General features: G+C 60.3%; 17 protein-coding genes. 7 read left to right on the forward strand and 10 right to left on the reverse strand.

Annotated features, from left to right (window positions below; translation table 11 throughout):
- The first annotated feature begins 132 nt into the window (after positions 1 to 132).
- The gene (locus tag JIO00_RS22225; protein WP_010457297.1) at positions 133 to 1,155 is read left to right on the forward strand and encodes a transporter; all 1,023 of its coding nucleotides are present in this window, start codon (positions 133 to 135) and stop codon (positions 1,153 to 1,155) included.
- A 213-nt stretch (positions 1,156 to 1,368) separates the two neighbouring features.
- Positions 1,369 to 2,985, forward strand: coding sequence for an inorganic phosphate transporter (locus JIO00_RS22230; protein ID WP_010457300.1), 1,617 nt, complete (start codon positions 1,369 to 1,371; stop codon positions 2,983 to 2,985).
- Positions 2,986 to 3,113: 128 nt separating this feature from the next.
- Here the strand turns inward: JIO00_RS22230 and JIO00_RS22235 are convergent, their stop codons facing one another.
- On the reverse strand, positions 3,114 to 4,010 hold the full coding sequence (locus JIO00_RS22235) for a LysR family transcriptional regulator (RefSeq protein ID WP_102594210.1): 897 nt from the start codon (positions 4,008 to 4,010) through the stop codon (positions 3,114 to 3,116).
- A 121-nt stretch (positions 4,011 to 4,131) separates the two neighbouring features.
- Here JIO00_RS22235 and JIO00_RS22240 point away from each other — a divergent pair, with 121 nt between their 5' ends.
- Entirely contained in the window at positions 4,132 to 4,890 is a 759-nt protein-coding gene (locus tag JIO00_RS22240) for an SDR family NAD(P)-dependent oxidoreductase (RefSeq protein ID WP_200666851.1), read from the forward strand.
- Positions 4,891 to 5,046: 156 nt separating this feature from the next.
- Here the strand turns inward: JIO00_RS22240 and JIO00_RS22245 are convergent, their stop codons facing one another.
- Positions 5,047 to 5,481: a multidrug/biocide efflux PACE transporter gene (locus tag JIO00_RS22245; protein ID WP_200666852.1), complete on the reverse strand. Its 435-nt coding sequence runs from the start codon at positions 5,479 to 5,481 to the stop codon at positions 5,047 to 5,049.
- A 90-nt stretch (positions 5,482 to 5,571) separates the two neighbouring features.
- Here JIO00_RS22245 and JIO00_RS22250 point away from each other — a divergent pair, with 90 nt between their 5' ends.
- Positions 5,572 to 6,426: a LysR family transcriptional regulator gene (locus tag JIO00_RS22250; protein ID WP_077748674.1), complete on the forward strand. Its 855-nt coding sequence runs from the start codon at positions 5,572 to 5,574 to the stop codon at positions 6,424 to 6,426.
- Positions 6,427 to 6,546: 120 nt separating this feature from the next.
- Here JIO00_RS22250 and JIO00_RS22255 read toward each other — a convergent pair whose 3' ends face one another.
- The 4 genes from JIO00_RS22255 to JIO00_RS22270 form a co-directional block, all read right to left on the reverse strand.
- The gene (locus JIO00_RS22255) at positions 6,547 to 7,782 is read right to left on the reverse strand and encodes an RNA polymerase sigma factor (protein ID WP_200666853.1); all 1,236 of its coding nucleotides are present in this window, start codon (positions 7,780 to 7,782) and stop codon (positions 6,547 to 6,549) included.
- Positions 7,782 to 8,273, reverse strand: coding sequence for an SRPBCC family protein (locus JIO00_RS22260; RefSeq protein WP_010457306.1), 492 nt, complete (start codon positions 8,271 to 8,273; stop codon positions 7,782 to 7,784). The genes JIO00_RS22255 and JIO00_RS22260 overlap by 1 nt, the downstream gene beginning before the upstream one ends.
- Positions 8,274 to 8,300: 27 nt before the next feature.
- Positions 8,301 to 8,645: a YciI family protein gene (locus JIO00_RS22265; RefSeq protein ID WP_010457311.1), complete on the reverse strand. Its 345-nt coding sequence runs from the start codon at positions 8,643 to 8,645 to the stop codon at positions 8,301 to 8,303.
- A gap of 81 nt (positions 8,646 to 8,726) precedes the next feature.
- Positions 8,727 to 9,152 carry a YybH family protein gene (locus tag JIO00_RS22270; protein ID WP_145309282.1) on the reverse strand — a complete coding sequence of 142 codons (426 nt, stop codon included), beginning with the start codon at positions 9,150 to 9,152 and terminating at the stop codon, positions 8,727 to 8,729.
- 140 nt (positions 9,153 to 9,292) lie between these two features.
- Between JIO00_RS22270 and JIO00_RS22275 the strand changes: the two genes are divergently transcribed.
- Both JIO00_RS22275 and JIO00_RS22280 read left to right on the forward strand, forming a co-directional pair.
- The gene (locus JIO00_RS22275; RefSeq protein ID WP_200666854.1) at positions 9,293 to 9,778 is read left to right on the forward strand and encodes a GNAT family N-acetyltransferase; all 486 of its coding nucleotides are present in this window, start codon (positions 9,293 to 9,295) and stop codon (positions 9,776 to 9,778) included.
- A gap of 7 nt (positions 9,779 to 9,785) precedes the next feature.
- Positions 9,786 to 10,391 carry a pyridoxamine 5'-phosphate oxidase family protein gene (locus JIO00_RS22280; RefSeq protein ID WP_200666855.1) on the forward strand — a complete coding sequence of 202 codons (606 nt, stop codon included), beginning with the start codon at positions 9,786 to 9,788 and terminating at the stop codon, positions 10,389 to 10,391.
- A 135-nt stretch (positions 10,392 to 10,526) separates the two neighbouring features.
- Here the strand turns inward: JIO00_RS22280 and JIO00_RS22285 are convergent, their stop codons facing one another.
- The 3 genes from JIO00_RS22285 to JIO00_RS22295 all read right to left on the reverse strand — a co-directional run bounded on the left by JIO00_RS22285 (position 10,527) and on the right by JIO00_RS22295 (position 12,549).
- On the reverse strand, positions 10,527 to 11,015 hold the full coding sequence (locus JIO00_RS22285; protein WP_010457320.1) for a GNAT family N-acetyltransferase: 489 nt from the start codon (positions 11,013 to 11,015) through the stop codon (positions 10,527 to 10,529).
- A 313-nt stretch (positions 11,016 to 11,328) separates the two neighbouring features.
- The gene (locus tag JIO00_RS22290; RefSeq protein ID WP_010457321.1) at positions 11,329 to 11,817 is read right to left on the reverse strand and encodes a GyrI-like domain-containing protein; all 489 of its coding nucleotides are present in this window, start codon (positions 11,815 to 11,817) and stop codon (positions 11,329 to 11,331) included.
- 69 nt (positions 11,818 to 11,886) lie between these two features.
- Positions 11,887 to 12,549: a LysE family translocator gene (locus tag JIO00_RS22295; protein ID WP_077748680.1), complete on the reverse strand. Its 663-nt coding sequence runs from the start codon at positions 12,547 to 12,549 to the stop codon at positions 11,887 to 11,889.
- A 138-nt stretch (positions 12,550 to 12,687) separates the two neighbouring features.
- Here JIO00_RS22295 and alaC point away from each other — a divergent pair, with 138 nt between their 5' ends.
- Positions 12,688 to 13,905: an alanine transaminase gene (alaC, locus tag JIO00_RS22300; protein ID WP_102594217.1), complete on the forward strand. Its 1,218-nt coding sequence runs from the start codon at positions 12,688 to 12,690 to the stop codon at positions 13,903 to 13,905.
- 193 nt (positions 13,906 to 14,098) lie between these two features.
- Here the strand turns inward: alaC and JIO00_RS22305 are convergent, their stop codons facing one another.
- The gene (locus JIO00_RS22305; protein ID WP_083375903.1) at positions 14,099 to 15,451 is read right to left on the reverse strand and encodes a GntP family permease; all 1,353 of its coding nucleotides are present in this window, start codon (positions 15,449 to 15,451) and stop codon (positions 14,099 to 14,101) included.
- Positions 15,452 to 15,501 lie beyond the last annotated feature (50 nt).

Here is a 15,501-nt window from a genome sequence, read left to right on the forward strand (position 1 = left end):
ATCTATTCCGACCACCGGCAATGCAATCGTTTGCGGTTATTTTTTCGTCACAAAAACGTCATCCACAGTTGCGATGATGCGGCTCAAGTGACCTGTAAAACCTGCGACAGGCGCCTCCCCTTGCGAGCCCCAATGAACCACAGCATCGACCAAAGCCATCGCGACCCGGACCTGTTCGGTCTGCTCTACGGTTTCAGCTTTCGCCCCGGTGAGCGGGGTCGGGAGATTGATTCGGCGAAAGCGCTGCAATACCTGCAACAGCCGGACGAGAGCGATGAATTCCTGTGGCTGCACCTGAACCTGGCGCATGCCGCGTGCGAGCGCTGGATGAAAAGCCATCTGGCATTGCCGGACGAGTTTTTCGAAGCCTTGCACGAAGGGTCTCGATCCACGCGCATCGAGCATGTGGATTCGGCGTTGCTGGCGGTGGTCAACGATGTGGTGTTCAACCTCAGCAGCATGGTGTCGTCGGATGTGTCGACGCTGTGGGTGTGCGCCCGCAGCCGGCTGATCATCAGCGCCCGCCTGCAACCGCTGCACTCGGTGGACAAGCTGCGCTCGTCGGTGAAGGCCGGCGAGTGCTTTCGTTCACCGCTGGAATTGCTGGTGCATTTGCTCCGCGATCAGGGCGAGGTACTGACCCAGATCGTGCGCAAGACCAGCCTCAGTGTCGATCAGATCGAAGATGAATTGCTGTCCTCGCGGCTGTCGACCAACCGTGCGGAACTGGGTGCCAATCGCCGGGTGCTGGTGCGCCTGCAACGGCTGCTGGCGCTGGAGCCCGGTTCGTTGTTGCGATTGCTCAACCGGCCGCCGCACTGGTTGCAGAAGGAAGACGTGAAGGAGTTGCGCAAGTCCACCGAGGAATTTGCGCTGATCATCAACGACCTCACGGCGCTGGGTGAGCGGATCAAGCTGTTGCAGGAAGAGATCGCGGCCAACCTGAACGAGCAGAGCAACCGCACGCTGTTCACCCTGACCGTGGTGACGGTGCTGGCGCTGCCGATCAACATCATTGCCGGTTTTTTTGGCATGAATGTGGGTGGGGTGCCGTTGTCGGGGGATCCGGAGGGGTTCTGGATTCTGGTGGCACTGGTGGCGACGTTTACCGTGATTGCGGGGCGTTGGGCGTTTCGCAAGCGCCAGGATTATTGAGCCTTCACCCCATCCCCTGTAGGAGCGAGGCTTGCCCGCGAAGGCGTTTTACCTGATACACCGCTTTCGCGAGCAAGCCTCGCGCCTACAGGGACCGGGTGAATTCTGATTAACGGATCAGCAAAAAAACCAAACCCTGATCTAGGGCAGTTTCCCTGTAACATTTGGCAACGATCATGACAGACACTCCTTCCTTCCTCAGGATTGTCTGTCATGGCTACGCCCTCCTACACCGCCCAAACCCAGGCTCCCGCCCGCAGTGCCAGGCCTCAACTCGATAAAAAACCCAGCCTGCTCACCCTCGTGGTGTTTTTCGGAGTGCTGGCCAGTGGGTTGTTGTTCACCGCCTACAGCCTGATGCACGACATGAGCGAACTCGGCACGGAGGTCACCACCTGGACGCCGTTTCTGCTGTTGGGCGTGGCGCTGCTGATCGCCCTGGGCTTTGAGTTCGTCAACGGTTTCCACGACACCGCCAACGCCGTGGCCACGGTGATTTACACCAACTCGATGCCGCCGAATTTCGCGGTGGCCTGGTCCGGGTTCTTCAACTTCCTCGGGGTGCTGCTGTCGAGTGGCGCGGTGGCGTTCGGCATCATCGCCCTGCTGCCCGTGGAACTGATTCTGCAAGTCGGTTCCTCCGCCGGTTTCGCGATGATCTTCGCCCTGTTGATCGCGGCGATCCTGTGGAACCTCGGCACGTGGTGGCTGGGCTTGCCGGCCTCGTCGTCGCACACCTTGATCGGTTCGATCATCGGTGTCGGCGTGGCCAACGCCCTGATGCACGGCCACGATGGCACCAGCGGCGTGGACTGGGCTCAAGCGACCAAGATCGGCTATGCGTTACTGTTGTCGCCGCTGGTCGGCTTCGGTTTTGCCGCGCTGTTGTTGCTGGCCTTGCGTGCGTTCGTCAAGAACCGCGCGCTGTACAAGGCGCCCGTCGGCAACACGCCACCGCCGTGGTGGATTCGCGGCATGTTGATTGTGACCTGCACCGGGGTCTCGTTCGCCCACGGTTCCAACGATGGCCAAAAAGGCATGGGCCTGATCATGCTGATTCTGGTCGGCACGCTGCCGATGGCCTATGCGCTGAACCGCACCATGCCGGCCGATCAGGCGCTGCAGTTCGCCGCCGTCGCCGAAGTCACCCAGCAAGCGCTGGTCAAAAGCGTGCCGATGCCGGCCCCCGCCGATCCGCGCCCGATCCTCTCTGAATACGTGCGCAGCAAGGAAGCCACACCGCAACTGATCCCGGCCCTCGCCGCCCTTACGGGCAGTATCGGCGCAGAGGTCAAGGGTTATGGCTCGCTGTCCAAAGTACCGGCCGAAGCCGTGGGCAACGTGCGTAACGACATGTACCTGACCAGCGAAACCATTCGCCTGATGGACAAGAACAAAGTCGGCCACTTTGACGCCGACACCACCGGCAAGCTGCAACTGTTCAAGCAACAGATCGACAACTCGACGCGCTTTATTCCGCTGTGGGTGAAGATCGCGGTGGCGATTGCGCTCGGGCTGGGCACGATGGTCGGCTGGAAGCGCATCGTGGTGACGGTCGGCGAAAAGATCGGCAAGACTCACCTGACCTACGCGCAAGGCGCCTCGGCGGAAACCGTGGCCATGCTGACCATCGGCGCGGCGGACATGTTCGGCTTGCCGGTGTCGACCACTCACGTGTTGTCCTCGGGCGTGGCCGGGAGCATGGTCGCCAACGGCGGCGGCTTGCAGATGAAGACCATCCGCAACCTGCTGATGGCGTGGGTGCTGACCTTGCCGGCGGCGATTGTGCTGTCAGGCAGCCTGTATTGGTTGTTCACCCAAATCTTCTAGCCCCACACATAACCCTGTAGGCGCGAGTGGTGCGGCAATCCGACTTGCCCACGAAGAGCGATAACCCGGTCATTCGGTCAGACCGCGTTATCGTTCTTCGCGGGCAAGCCTCGCTCCTACAAGGGCGGTTAGGTTGTGGACTGGATGACATTGGCCAGCCAGTCCATGAACGCCCTCACCCGCAGCGGCAAATGCCGTTGCCGGGCGTAGAGCAGCGAGACCTCCATCGAGGGTGCGCTGAACTGCGGCAGCACCGCCACCAGATCACCACTGTTCAAGTGCGATTGCATGCCCTTGACCGGCGCCTGAATCAGTCCGAATCCCCCCACGCACGCCAGCTCATAAGCATCGGTGCTGTTGACCGTCACGCTGCCCGCCATCGGCAGTTGCCGGGGCTTGCCTTCCACCTCGTACAGAAAGCCGTCCGACCGCGAACCCAATACGCCGACGTAATGCACCATCCGGTGCTGCGCCAGGTCTTCGAGTGTTTCGGGAATCCCGTAGCGCGCCAAGTATGCCGGGCTCGCGCAGTTGACCATGGCGAAATCACACACGCGACGAGCGACCACCGACTGGTCCGGCTGCGACCCCACGCGCAACACGCAATCAAAACCCTCCCGAAGCAGATCGACTCGCCGGTCAGTGGTGCTGATTTCCAGTTCCAGGTGGGGGTGGCGCGCCATGAATTCCGGCAGTTGCGGCATCACCACCTGGCGGGCCAGAAAGTTCGGCATGTCGATGCGAATCCGCCCGACCAACGAGGCCGGGTCCTGGCGAAACAGGCCCTCGATGTCGTCCATGTGCGACAACAAATCCTTGCTGCGTTCGTACAGCACCAGCCCGTCCTGAGTCGCCTGGACCCGGCGCGTAGTGCGTTGAAGCAAGCGTGTCCCCAGCAGCGTTTCCAGCGCTTGAACGTGATCGGACACCGTGGACCGGGGCAGACCCAGGCTCTCCCCCGCCAGAGTAAAACTCGACATTTCGCTGACGCGAACGAAGGTGCGCAGCAGTTCCAGCTTGTTCATGAGCCGCCCATGTATTGTTCGGATTAACCGACCAGTGATTCCGATTTCATCCTGTTTATCACTTCAGGGCGGATAAATAAACTTCCTCTACACCGTCACTCACCACCTTTGAGGAAGTCCCATGAACCGTAAAATCGCACTGATCACTGGCGCCAGCCGCGGCCTCGGCAAAAACGCAGCCCTGCATCTGGCCGCCCAAGGCGTCGACATAATCGGCACCTACAACAGCAAGGCCGATGAGGCGCAAGAACTGGTCGCCGACATCGAACGCCTCGGCGCTCAGGCGGTGATGCTGCAACTCGATGTGAGCCAAAGCGAACGCTTCGAAGCCTTCGCCACGCAGGTCGCCGATGTGTTGCACAGCCGTTTTGATCGCCAGCACTTCGACTTCTTGCTCAACAACGCCGGCATTGGCCTGACCGCGAACTTCGTCGACACCACCGTCGCCCAGTTCGATCTGCTGATGAACATCCACCTGAAAGGGCCGTTCTTCCTCACCCAGAACCTGCTGCCGCTGATGGCGGACGGTGGGCGCATCCTCAACGTATCCAGCGGTCTGACCCGTTTCAGTTTGCCGGGTTACGGTGCTTACGCCGCGATGAAAGGCGCGATGGAAGTGCTGACTCGCTATCAGGCGAAGGAACTCGGTGCCCGCGGCATTTCCGTGAACACCCTGGCACCGGGCGCCATCGAAACCGATTTCGGCGGTGGCACCGTGCGCGATAACAGCGACGTGAACAGCTACATTGCCGGCAATACCGCGTTGGGTCGGGTGGGTCAGCCGGATGACATCGGCGCTGCGATTGCTTTACTGCTGGCGCCGGGCAGCCAGTGGATCAATGGCCAGCGCGTTGAAGCATCCGGCGGGATGTTCCTGTAACCCCTGAACCTGTGGCGAGGGAGCTCGCTCCCGCTGGGTTGCGAAGCAGCCCCAAAATCTCGGTAACTGTCGAAGATTTTGCGAGCGCTTCGCACTCGAGCGGGACGGTGCGGCGATCCGCCAAGCTCCCTCGCCACAAAAGCGGTTCACTCTGGATTAGCGAGCAGTAGACACCATCAACATGCGCTCACGCACCACGTCATACGCCCAGTGATACACGTAGGTGTACGGCAGGAAAAACAGCAACACGCCGATATCCAGCAGGAACGCCTGCCACAGGCTGACGTTCAGCCACCACGCAATCAGCGGCACCCCCATCGCCACCAGCCCGCCTTCGAACAACAGCGCATGGACAACCCGTACCCAGGCGTTGTGCACGATGCCATAGCGTTTGAGCAAACGGTCGAACAGCCCGTTGAAGACCACGTTCCAGGCCAGCGCCAGGGCGGCGATGACCAACGTGACGACGCCCATCTCGAGCATCGGTTTGTCCATGATCCACGCCAGGAGCGGCGTACAGATCAGGATGGCCAGCACTTCGAAAGCGATGGCCTGGAAAATACGTTCAGTGATGGATTTGTTGACGCTCATGATCAGGAATCTCTGAGTGACTGTGGTTGCCATCATCCAGCCCTACGTCGATACTTTCCAACCAATAACCATCGACAAAGGCGATAGTTCATGGCTTCTCAGGAAGTGTTGCAAGCGTTTGTCCAGGCGGCGACGCAAGGTTCGTTTTCTGCGGCAGCACGCAAACTCGGCCGCAGCCAGTCGACCATCAGTGCAGCGGTTGCCAGCCTTGAAATCGATCTGAACCTGGTCCTGTTCGACCGCAGCAGCCGCAAGCCGAGCCTGACCCCGGCCGGGCACGTGATGCTGCAGCGGGCCGAGGAGATCCTGGCCGCCACCAGCCGCCTGGCAATGACCGCCAGTCTGCTGTCCCAAGGGGTTGAGCCGAAGTTGACGGTGGCGATTTCCGACACTTATCAGTCCGACCGTTTCGAAGCGGCGTTGAGCGCGTTCGATCAGCGTTATCCGGACCTTGAACTCGAATGCCTGATCGCTGAATGCGATGACCTGGTGGCCTTGGTGCAAAGCGGCCGGGCGCATGTGGCCTTTGCCGAAAAGCAGGACAGTTACCCGCCGGACCTGGTCAGCTCGACCGTGGATGAACGCACGGAAATTGCCCTGTTCGTGTCCCGCGAGCATCCATTGGCAGCGCTGGGCCTCGTCGATCAAGACGTGTTGCAAAAGCATCGGGAGTTGCGTCTGGCGACGATCGTCAATCCGTATGAAAGCCGTGCGAAGGGACGCGTCTGGTCGGCGCCGAGTTACCTGATGCTGCTGGAAATGGCCCAGGGCGGGTTTGGCTGGGCACCGTTGCCGCGATGGCTGGTGGAGCGGTTTGGCCCGGGGACATTGCAGGAGCTGGACGTGCGGGGCTGGCCGAAACCGGTGTTTGTCGATGCCTTGTGGTCGCGGCTGCATCCGCCGGGGCCGGCAGGGAGCTGGTTGCTCGGCAAGCTGCTGGAATGAAGGTCCTGCGGACCTTATCGCGAGCAGGCTCGCTCCCACAGTGGATCGCGGTGATCACAAAATTTGTGTACGCCCCTCCGTAGGAGCGAGCCTGCTCGCGATGGGGCCCGTCGGTTCACATCACCTCAGCGCCTTGATCCGCGCCTCGATAAACCGCCGCTCCGGCACCTGCTGCGTCAATTCCAGCGCCCGTTCATACGCCGCCCGCGCCTCTTCACCCCTCCCCAACTGCCGACAAAACTCCGCCCGCGCCGAATGCGCCAAGTGGTAATCCAGCAGATCACCCCTACCCAGTATCCCGTCCACCAACACCAGCCCCGCCAACGGCCCGTCTCGCCTGGAGATCGCCGCTGCACGGTTCAACTCAATCACCGGTGAAGGCACCGCCGCCAGCAGCACGTCATACAAACCCACAATCTGCTGCCAGTCGGTCTCCCCCGCCGTGGGCGCTTCGGCGTGCACCGCCGCAATCGCCGCTTGCAGGCAATAAGGCCCGAACCGTCCGGTGGTCAGCGCCGCCTCCACCAGCGCGCAACCTTCGGCAATCATCCCGGCATCCCACAACGAGCGGTCCTGTTCATCCAGCACAATCAGTTCACCGCTCGCCGACGTGCGGGCCGGGCGTCGTGATTCATGCAACAGCATCAACGCCAGCAGCCCTATCACTTCCGATTCCGGCAGCAACTCCATCAACAGCCGCCCGAGCCGGATCGCTTCGCGGGTCAGGTCCTCGCGGGTCAGTTCGGCGCCGACCGACGCCGAGTAACCTTCGTTGAACACCAGGTAAATCACCCTCAGCACACTGTCGAGACGCTCGGGCAGTTCCGCCAGTGTCGGCACTTGATAAGGGATTTTCGCGTCACGGATTTTCGCTTTGGCGCGCACGATGCGCTGGGCGATGGTCGCCGGTGCCGAGAGAAAGGCGCGGGCAATTTCCTCCGTGGTCAGGTCGCACACTTCGCGCAGGGTCAACGGCACCTGGGCATCCGACGCGAGGGCCGGGTGACAACAGGTGAAGATCAACCGCAAACGATCGTCTTCCACGTCCTCATCACTCCAGTCGGCCTGTTCCAGCTCCTCCAGTTGAGCAATCAACATCGGCCGGGACGCGGCAAAACGCGCGCGCCGACGCAACACATCAATGGCCTTGAAGCGACCGGTGGACACCAGCCACGTGCGCGGGTTATCCGGCACGCCGTCACGCTGCCAACGCTCGACCGCGACGAAAAATGCCTCGTGCAGGGCCTCTTCGGCGAGGTCGAAATCGCCAAGCAAACGGATCAGCGTCGCCAGAATCCGCCGCGACTCTTCGCGGTAGACCTGCTCGACCCGAGCCGTGACCGAAGCGTCAGTCATCAGTCCGGCATGCCTTCAGTCACCAGCATCACCAAGCGATCGAGGCTTTGTCCCCAGCCATCGTAAAACCCCATGGCCTCGTGGGCCTGACGATCTTCTTCGGACCAGTGCATGGCCCGGGCGGTGTAGAGGGTTTTGCCGTCCTTGTCTTCGAGGGTCACTTCGGCCGACATGAAGGGTTTGCCCGAAGGAATCCACCCGGGAGTGAACGCGTCGGTGAACACCAGGCGTTCAGGCGCGACGATTTCCAGGAAGACTCCCATGGTCGGATACTCAGTCCCGTCCGGTGCGCGCATCAGGGTGCGAAACTGGCCGCCGACCCACAGATCCATTTCGCACTCCGGCGTGGTCATGCCATGCGGCCCCCACCATTGAGTGAGCAAGGCCGGCTCGGTCCAGGCGCGGAAGAGCTTGCGACGCGGCGCGTCGATCAGACGACTGATGGACAGCTCGAATTCGGCAGGCTGATGCTTATAGGGTTGCGGACTCATGGGGATCTCCTGTCTTGTGCTTGTTATTCAGGGATTCAACTGGCGAACGGGCCGCACCTCGACGCTGCCGACCCGGGCCGCCGGGATGTTGCCGGCGACCTGGATCGCTTCATTGAGGTCTTTGGCATCGATCAGGTAGAAGCCGGCCAACTGCTCCTTGGTTTCGGCGAACGGGCCATCGGTGATCGACATCTTGCCGTTGCGCATGCGCACGGTGGTCGCGGTCTGCACCGATTCCAGCGCCTCGGCTGCGATCATCCGGCCGCTGCCCTGGATCGCCTCGGCGTAGGCCATGCACTCGGCGTCATGGGGACTGTCAGGCAGCGAGTGCAACTCCTGTTCGTTGCTGTAGACCAGGCATAGGTACTTCATGTGGGCTCTCCCGGATCGAACTGATCAACTATGGCTGCTGATTGGCGTTTTGGCGCTGCTTCCCGATAAACAGCCCGGTGATCAGGGTTCAAGGTTGAACAGCGCCGTGCCGCTGGTCATGTCGAACGGGGCCGACCAGTGTTCATGGACGATGCGCCATTGCCCGGCATCGCGCCGATAGCAGGCGGTCACACGCATCCAGCAGGCCTGGGTTTCACCTTGTTCGTTGGTGCCGCCGCAATGGGCCAGCCAGTGAGCGAAGGCGATGTGCTCGTCCGCGACGATGTTCAAGTGGGCGAAGTCGAACGTGTGCGCGCCCTGGCACATTTCCATGCACTCTTCCCAATGCGCGCGGTAAGCCGCCTTGCCGCGAAACTGCAAGGCCTTGACCGCGTCGTAGGAGACGATGTCGTCGGCATACAGCTGCATGAGTTCTTTGACGTCCTTGGCGATGACCGCCTCACGATAGGTGTCGATCAGGGCCTGGATTTCTTGGGTTGCGTTCATGGTGGTTCTCCGTGGTTTTTGTTGTGAAGACACCCTTAGTCGTCTGGCGCACCGCCAAATCGACAGTCGAAATAAAAATAATCCATGAATGCAAACTCGTTAGAATCCAACGCCTATTTTGTTGGAAAAAGGACACTCCAGTGACAACCCGACTCGTGCCTTACGAACGCCTGAACGCGCGCCAGCGCCAGCAAATCGAGGCCATCGAAGTGCATAAAGAGCAGATTAAATTCTCCGGCGACATCCACGGTGCATTGCACACCTTGCTGTCCAAACCCGGTCCCGGCGTCAAGGGATTTGCGCTACTGGCCGAGGAGGTTCCCGTGGCCTTCCTGCTGCTCAAACGCCCGCCCGTGTTGCCGGCCTGGGCCGATGAACACAGTGCGACCTTGCATGCGTTGCAAGTCGATCACCGCGCTCAAGGCAAAGGTTATGGGAAGGCTTGCCTGCAAGCTTTGCCCGACGTCGCCCGGCTGGCGTTTCCGGAAATCAAAGCGCTGGAACTCTCGGTGGACGCGGACAATGAGGCCGCCATTGCGCTCTATGCAAAATTTGGCTGGGTCGACAGCGGCGAGGCGTACAAGGGCCGGATCGGTTATGAACGGCGCATGAGTCTGGTTTTCTGAGGTGGTTATGCTCGACAGTATCGAAGCACTGGAAGCGATCTACGGCCAACCCCACGACCGCGCCGTGCGCAAACAGATTGCCTTTCTGAACGAGGACTATCAGGCCATGGTCCGCGCCTCGCCGCTGGTCATCATCAGCTCGGCCGGGCCTGATGGCCTGGACGGTTCGCCTCGTGGCGACACGCCGGGATTCGTGCGGATCATCGACCCGAAGACCCTGGCGATCCCGGACCGTCCGGGCAACAACCGCATCGACACGCTGCGCAATGTGGTGCTCGATTCGCGGGTGTCGCTGCTGTTCATCATCCCCGGCATCGGCGAGACGTTACGGGTCAACGGCACGGCGCAGATCAGCGCGGAACCGACGTTGCTGGAGAGCTTTGCGGTGAACGGCAAACCAGCGCGCACAGTGATGCTGGTGACCGTGGACGCGGCATACTTCCATTGCTCGAAAGCGATTGTGCGTTCGGATTTTTGGAACCCCGAGAAGCATCTGGAGCGCTCGGCACTGCCAACGGCGGGGGCTTTTCACAAGCGCTTGAATGACGGGCATTTCGATGCCGAAACGTATGACCGGGAAGCGCCGGCGCGGGTACGGGACAGTCTTTACTGACACGCCCCCTAACCAATGTGGGAGCGAGCCTGCTCGCGATGGCGGCATAACCTTCAACAGAAGTGTCGACTGTCAGACCGCCATCGCGAGCAGGCTCACTCCCACAGGGGATCTTCGGTGCTTGATATATGTTGGTTACAGCGCCAGAACCATCTCATGCCACGCCATTCCGCCGTGGTCGGAGGCCGACGGCTTGATGTAGGCAAAGCCGAATCCGGCGTACAGCGGAATATGCCGTTCCTTGCACATCAGATGGATGTGGGTCTTGCCCATCGCCCGCATGCGCTCGATGAATTCGCCCATCAAACGCTTCGCCAGCCCCTGCCCCTGAAAATCCGGGTGCACCACCACCGACATGATCACGACGTGCGGCCCGGCCGGGTCGTGGCCAATCAGCTCCTTGAACGCTTCGTCTGACATTTCCACCTGAAACGCCGCACCGGAATTGATGAAACCGGCTACAACGCCGTCTACTTCGGCGACGATGAAACCGTCGGGCCAGGTGGCGATGCGCGTGGCGATTTTTTCCCGGGTGGCGGCTTCGTCGCCTTCGTAGGCAACGGTTTCGATGGCGAAGCAGCGGTCCAGGTCGGCGGGAGTGACGTGGCGGATGACGGTGTTCATGGCAGCTCGGATTCAGCGTGGGAAAGGCTGGGGATCATAAATTAATAAGGTGTTCATATCGATCACTGCTGATGTCGTAAAGCCTTCGTATAGGCGCTTTCATTGCCGATCGGATCGGATTATTGGTGTTGCCTGTCTCTGATCATCGATAGGGGGAACACACCATGAGCAGCGTTCAGATCGGACTTCTCTTGCTGTTGGGCATCAGCACGTTTGGCTTTGTGACGTTGTCGATTGACGTGATGCGGTCGCGACGGATGAAGCGGAGCAAGTAACGATCAAGAGGCGGACGTGGGTTCGCCTCTTGATGCGGTCATTTGTCTTTTAGCGGCAGCCAGATTTCCAGCACGCCGGTGTTGAGCTTCGGGTTGAAGTCTTCGCTGTAGCGTTCGAACTCTGGCGCGTCCGCCGCCTGATGGCCGGACTGTGGCAGCCAGGTTTTCCAGATGTACTGAAAGGTCGCGGGCAACTGGTCCAGTGTGCCTTTGTGCTCGAACACCGCGTAATGCTGGGGTAGAACCTCGACCCAGCGGTACTTCTCGGGCAGGTCGTCGAGTTTGGCGATTTCGACGCCGGCGATGTACTCAAACCCGCCTTTGCCATCGGGATTGCAGCAAATACCGTAGGTCACTTCACCTTTTTGGCCGGGTATCTTGCCCATCTCGGGAATGAATTTTTCCCAGAGTTCGGGAATGCCTTGTGTGGTCTGCTGGGTAAATCGACCACCCAGCCCTGCAATGAGCAGAAAATGCCCATGTTCGAAGCGTGGCTCGGCCGGTTTCACGCCTGTTTGCTCATCCATGACTCAACTCCTTGCTGCAAAAAAAATGGGTTCGGCTGGGAGTATAGAAGCCAAACCCGATTCGCCTAATTACAGGGCGTGCAACTGCTCGACGGCGCCCGCACCAACAAACTCGTTATAACCCGATAGAATCACGTACACCGCGAAATAGCAGAAGATCGCCGCTGATGCCATGTAGGAGTAACGCAGCAGTTTGTCGCCCAGCAACTTGCCGCCGTGGCTCGCGGCGAAGCACAACGCGACGCACCAGAACACTCCGGCGCACAGAAAACCGCCGAGAAACAGCGCCGAACTGACGGCATCACCGCCACCGGAGCGCGCGATGAGCGTACCGCCCACGGCCGCAAACCAGAGAATGGCGCTGGGTGACGACATGGCCAGGAAAATCCCGCGGAAAAACTCCTTGCGGTGAGAGTTCTGCCCCACCTCGGCGGACTGCGCCAACACCGCTTCATGGTGAATCGCCGAATAGATCATCTTCGCCGCGAAATACACCAGCAACGCTGAACCGCCGATCCACAGCACCCAACGCACGGTTTCGTATTGCAGCAAAACGGTCATGCCCGCCAACGCCAGCACCGCGTAAATCAGGTCACCGACGCAAGTGCCCAAGCCCAGGGCAAAGCCTTGAAAATAGCCGCGCTGCATGGCCAGGGTGATCATCGCGATGTTGGCCACGCCGATATCCAGGCACAGCGAAAGGCTCAGCAGAAAGCCGCTGGTAAATTCCATCAACCGGGTTCCTTCGGACAAATTTGTTTACAGAGTCGCTGGACAGTGTGCCACAACAGCCCTTACATTCCGCCACAGGCCACCGCAGTGGCCAGCGTCGCTCGGACGGTTCCGGGCGCTCACGTTACCGAGGCAACAATGGCTAACCCAGGTTCGCCGCGCCGCTTTGCGCGCATAGATCGACTCCCCCCTTACGTATTCAACATCACTGCCGAGCTGAAGATGGCCGCCCGTCGTCGTGGCGAAGACATCATCGACTTCAGCATGGGCAACCCTGATGGCCCTACTCCGCCACACATCGTCGAAAAACTGGTCACCGTCGCCCAGCGCGAAGACACCCACGGCTACTCGACGTCAAAGGGTATCCCGCGTCTGCGCCGGGCCATTTCCAATTGGTACAAGGATCGCTACGAGGTCGATATCGACCCGGAAACCGAAGCCATTGTCACCATCGGCTCCAAGGAAGGCCTGGCGCATCTGATGCTGGCCACCCTCGACCAGGGCGACACCGTGCTGGTGCCGAACCCCAGTTATCCGATTCACATCTACGGTGCCGTGATTGCCGGCGCCCAGGTGCGTTCGGTGCCGCTGATCCCGGGCGTGGACTTCTTCGCTGAACTGGAAAGCGCGATTCGCGGCTCGATCCCGAAACCGAAAATGATGATTCTCGGCTTCCCGTCGAACCCCACCGCCCAATGCGTGGAACTGGATTTCTTCGAGCGGGTGATCGCCCTCGCCAAGCAGTATGACGTTTTGGTGGTGCACGACCTGGCTTACGCCGACATCGTCTATGACGGCTGGAAAGCCCCGTCGATCATGCAGGTGCCGGGCGCCAAGGACATCGCGGTGGAATTTTTCACCCTGTCCAAGAGCTACAACATGGCGGGCTGGCGCATCGGCTTCATGGTCGGCAACGCTGAACTGGTCAACGCCCTGGCGCGGATCAAGAGTTACCACGACTACGGCACCTTCACCCCGCTGCAGGTCGCGGCGATTGCGGCGCTGGAAGGCGATCAGCAGTGCGTCAAGGACATCGCCGAGCAGTATCGGCAGCGTCGCAACGTGCTGGTCAAAGGCCTGCACGAACTGGGCTGGATGGTCGAGAATCCGAAAGCGTCGATGTATGTCTGGGCCAAGATCCCCGAAGCCTATGCGCACTTGGGCTCGCTGGAGTTCGCCAAGAAATTGCTCGCCGAGGCCAAGGTCTGCGTCTCGCCAGGCGTCGGGTTTGGTGAGTATGGGGATGATCATGTGCGCTTTGCGCTGATCGAAAACCAGGACCGGATTCGTCAGGCAGTGCGCGGGATTCGCGGGATGTTTCGGGCGGATGGCCTGGCCCCGAAATCCGCCGGCTAACGCTTAACCTGTAGGAGTGAGCCTGCTCGCGATGAGGCCATCACATCCAATTGAAGTGTCAACTGCCGCACCGCTATCGCGAGCAGGCTCACTCCTACAAGGGTGATGTGTTGAGCCATGAAATCATCACCCACAAAAAAACCGCATTGCTGCGGTTTTTTTGTGCCTGCGCCTTGCTTAAACAAAGAGCCGCTTAAACGAACATCGACAGCAACAGGATAAAGCCCAGCGCAACGATGGACAGGATGGTTTCCATCGCGGTCCAGGTCTTGAAGGTTTCCGCCACGGTCATGTTGAAATACTGCTTCACCAGCCAGAAACCCGCGTCGTTGACGTGAGACAGGATCAACGAACCGGCACCAGTGGCCAGCACCAGCAGCTCACGGTTCACACCCGGAATCATCCCCACCACCGGCACCACGATGCCTGCGCCAGTAATGGTCGCCACGGTTGCAGAACCGGTTGCCACACGAATCACCGCCGCCACCAGCCAGGCCAGCAGGATCGGCGAGATCTGCGCTTCCACCGCCATGTGGCCGATCACGTCACCCACACCGCTGGTGACCAGCATCTGCTTGAAGCCACCACCGGCACCGATGATCAGAATGATCGCGGCGGTTGGCGCAAGGCTCGCGTCCAGCCATTTGAGCATCTGGTTGGAGCTAATGCCTTGCTTGTAGCCGAAGGTATATAGCGACAGCAGCAACGCCAGCAGGAGGGCCGAGATAGGGTGACCGATAAGGTCCATGAAGGTGCGGAAGAAGTTACCGTCCGGCAGCACCACATCGGCAAAGGTTTTGAGCAACATCAGGAAAACCGGCGACAGCACGGTGATCAAGGTGATGGAGAAACTCGGAAGATCGGCAGAATCGTTTTCACGTGCCAGTTGATCCACCAGTTCCTGGTTAGGATGACCGGGGATGTATTTGGCGATGAACGTGCCGTAGATCGGACCGGCAATGATGGCCGTCGGCAGCGCAACGATCAGACCGTAAAGAATGGTTTTACCGATGTCAGCGCCAAACACGCCGATGGCCAGCAACGGACCCGGGTGCGGCGGAACCAGGCCGTGCACGGCGGACAGACCGGCCAGCAGCGGGATACCGATCTTGATGATCGACACGCCGGTACGTCGGGCGACGATGAACACCAGCGGGATCAGCAGCACGAAGCCGATTTCGAAGAACAGCGGAATGCCGACCAAGAACGCGGCGAACATCATCGCCCACTGCACCTTGTCCTTGCCGAACGCACGAATCAGGGTCTGGGCAATCTGATCCGCCCCGCCCGACTCGGCCATCATTTTGCCGAGCATCGTGCCCAGCGCGAGGATGATCCCGACAAAACCGAGCACCCCACCGAAGCCGTCCTGGAACGCCTTGATGATGGTGCCGATCGGCATGCCGGAGGTCAGCCCGAGAAAGGCTGCGGCGATGATCAGGGCAATGAACGGGTGGAACTTGAACTTGGTGATCAGGACGATAAGCCCGATCACCGTGACCACTGCATCGAGCAGCAGGAACGTCTCGTGGGACATGCCAAACATTAGGGGTGTCTCCTGGTTGTTGTTGTTATTAAAGCGGGTAACTCGCACGC

The organism is Pseudomonas sp. SW-3 (genome assembly GCF_016615645.1).
Taxonomy (GTDB): Bacteria; Pseudomonadota; Gammaproteobacteria; order Pseudomonadales; family Pseudomonadaceae; genus Aquipseudomonas; species Aquipseudomonas mandelii.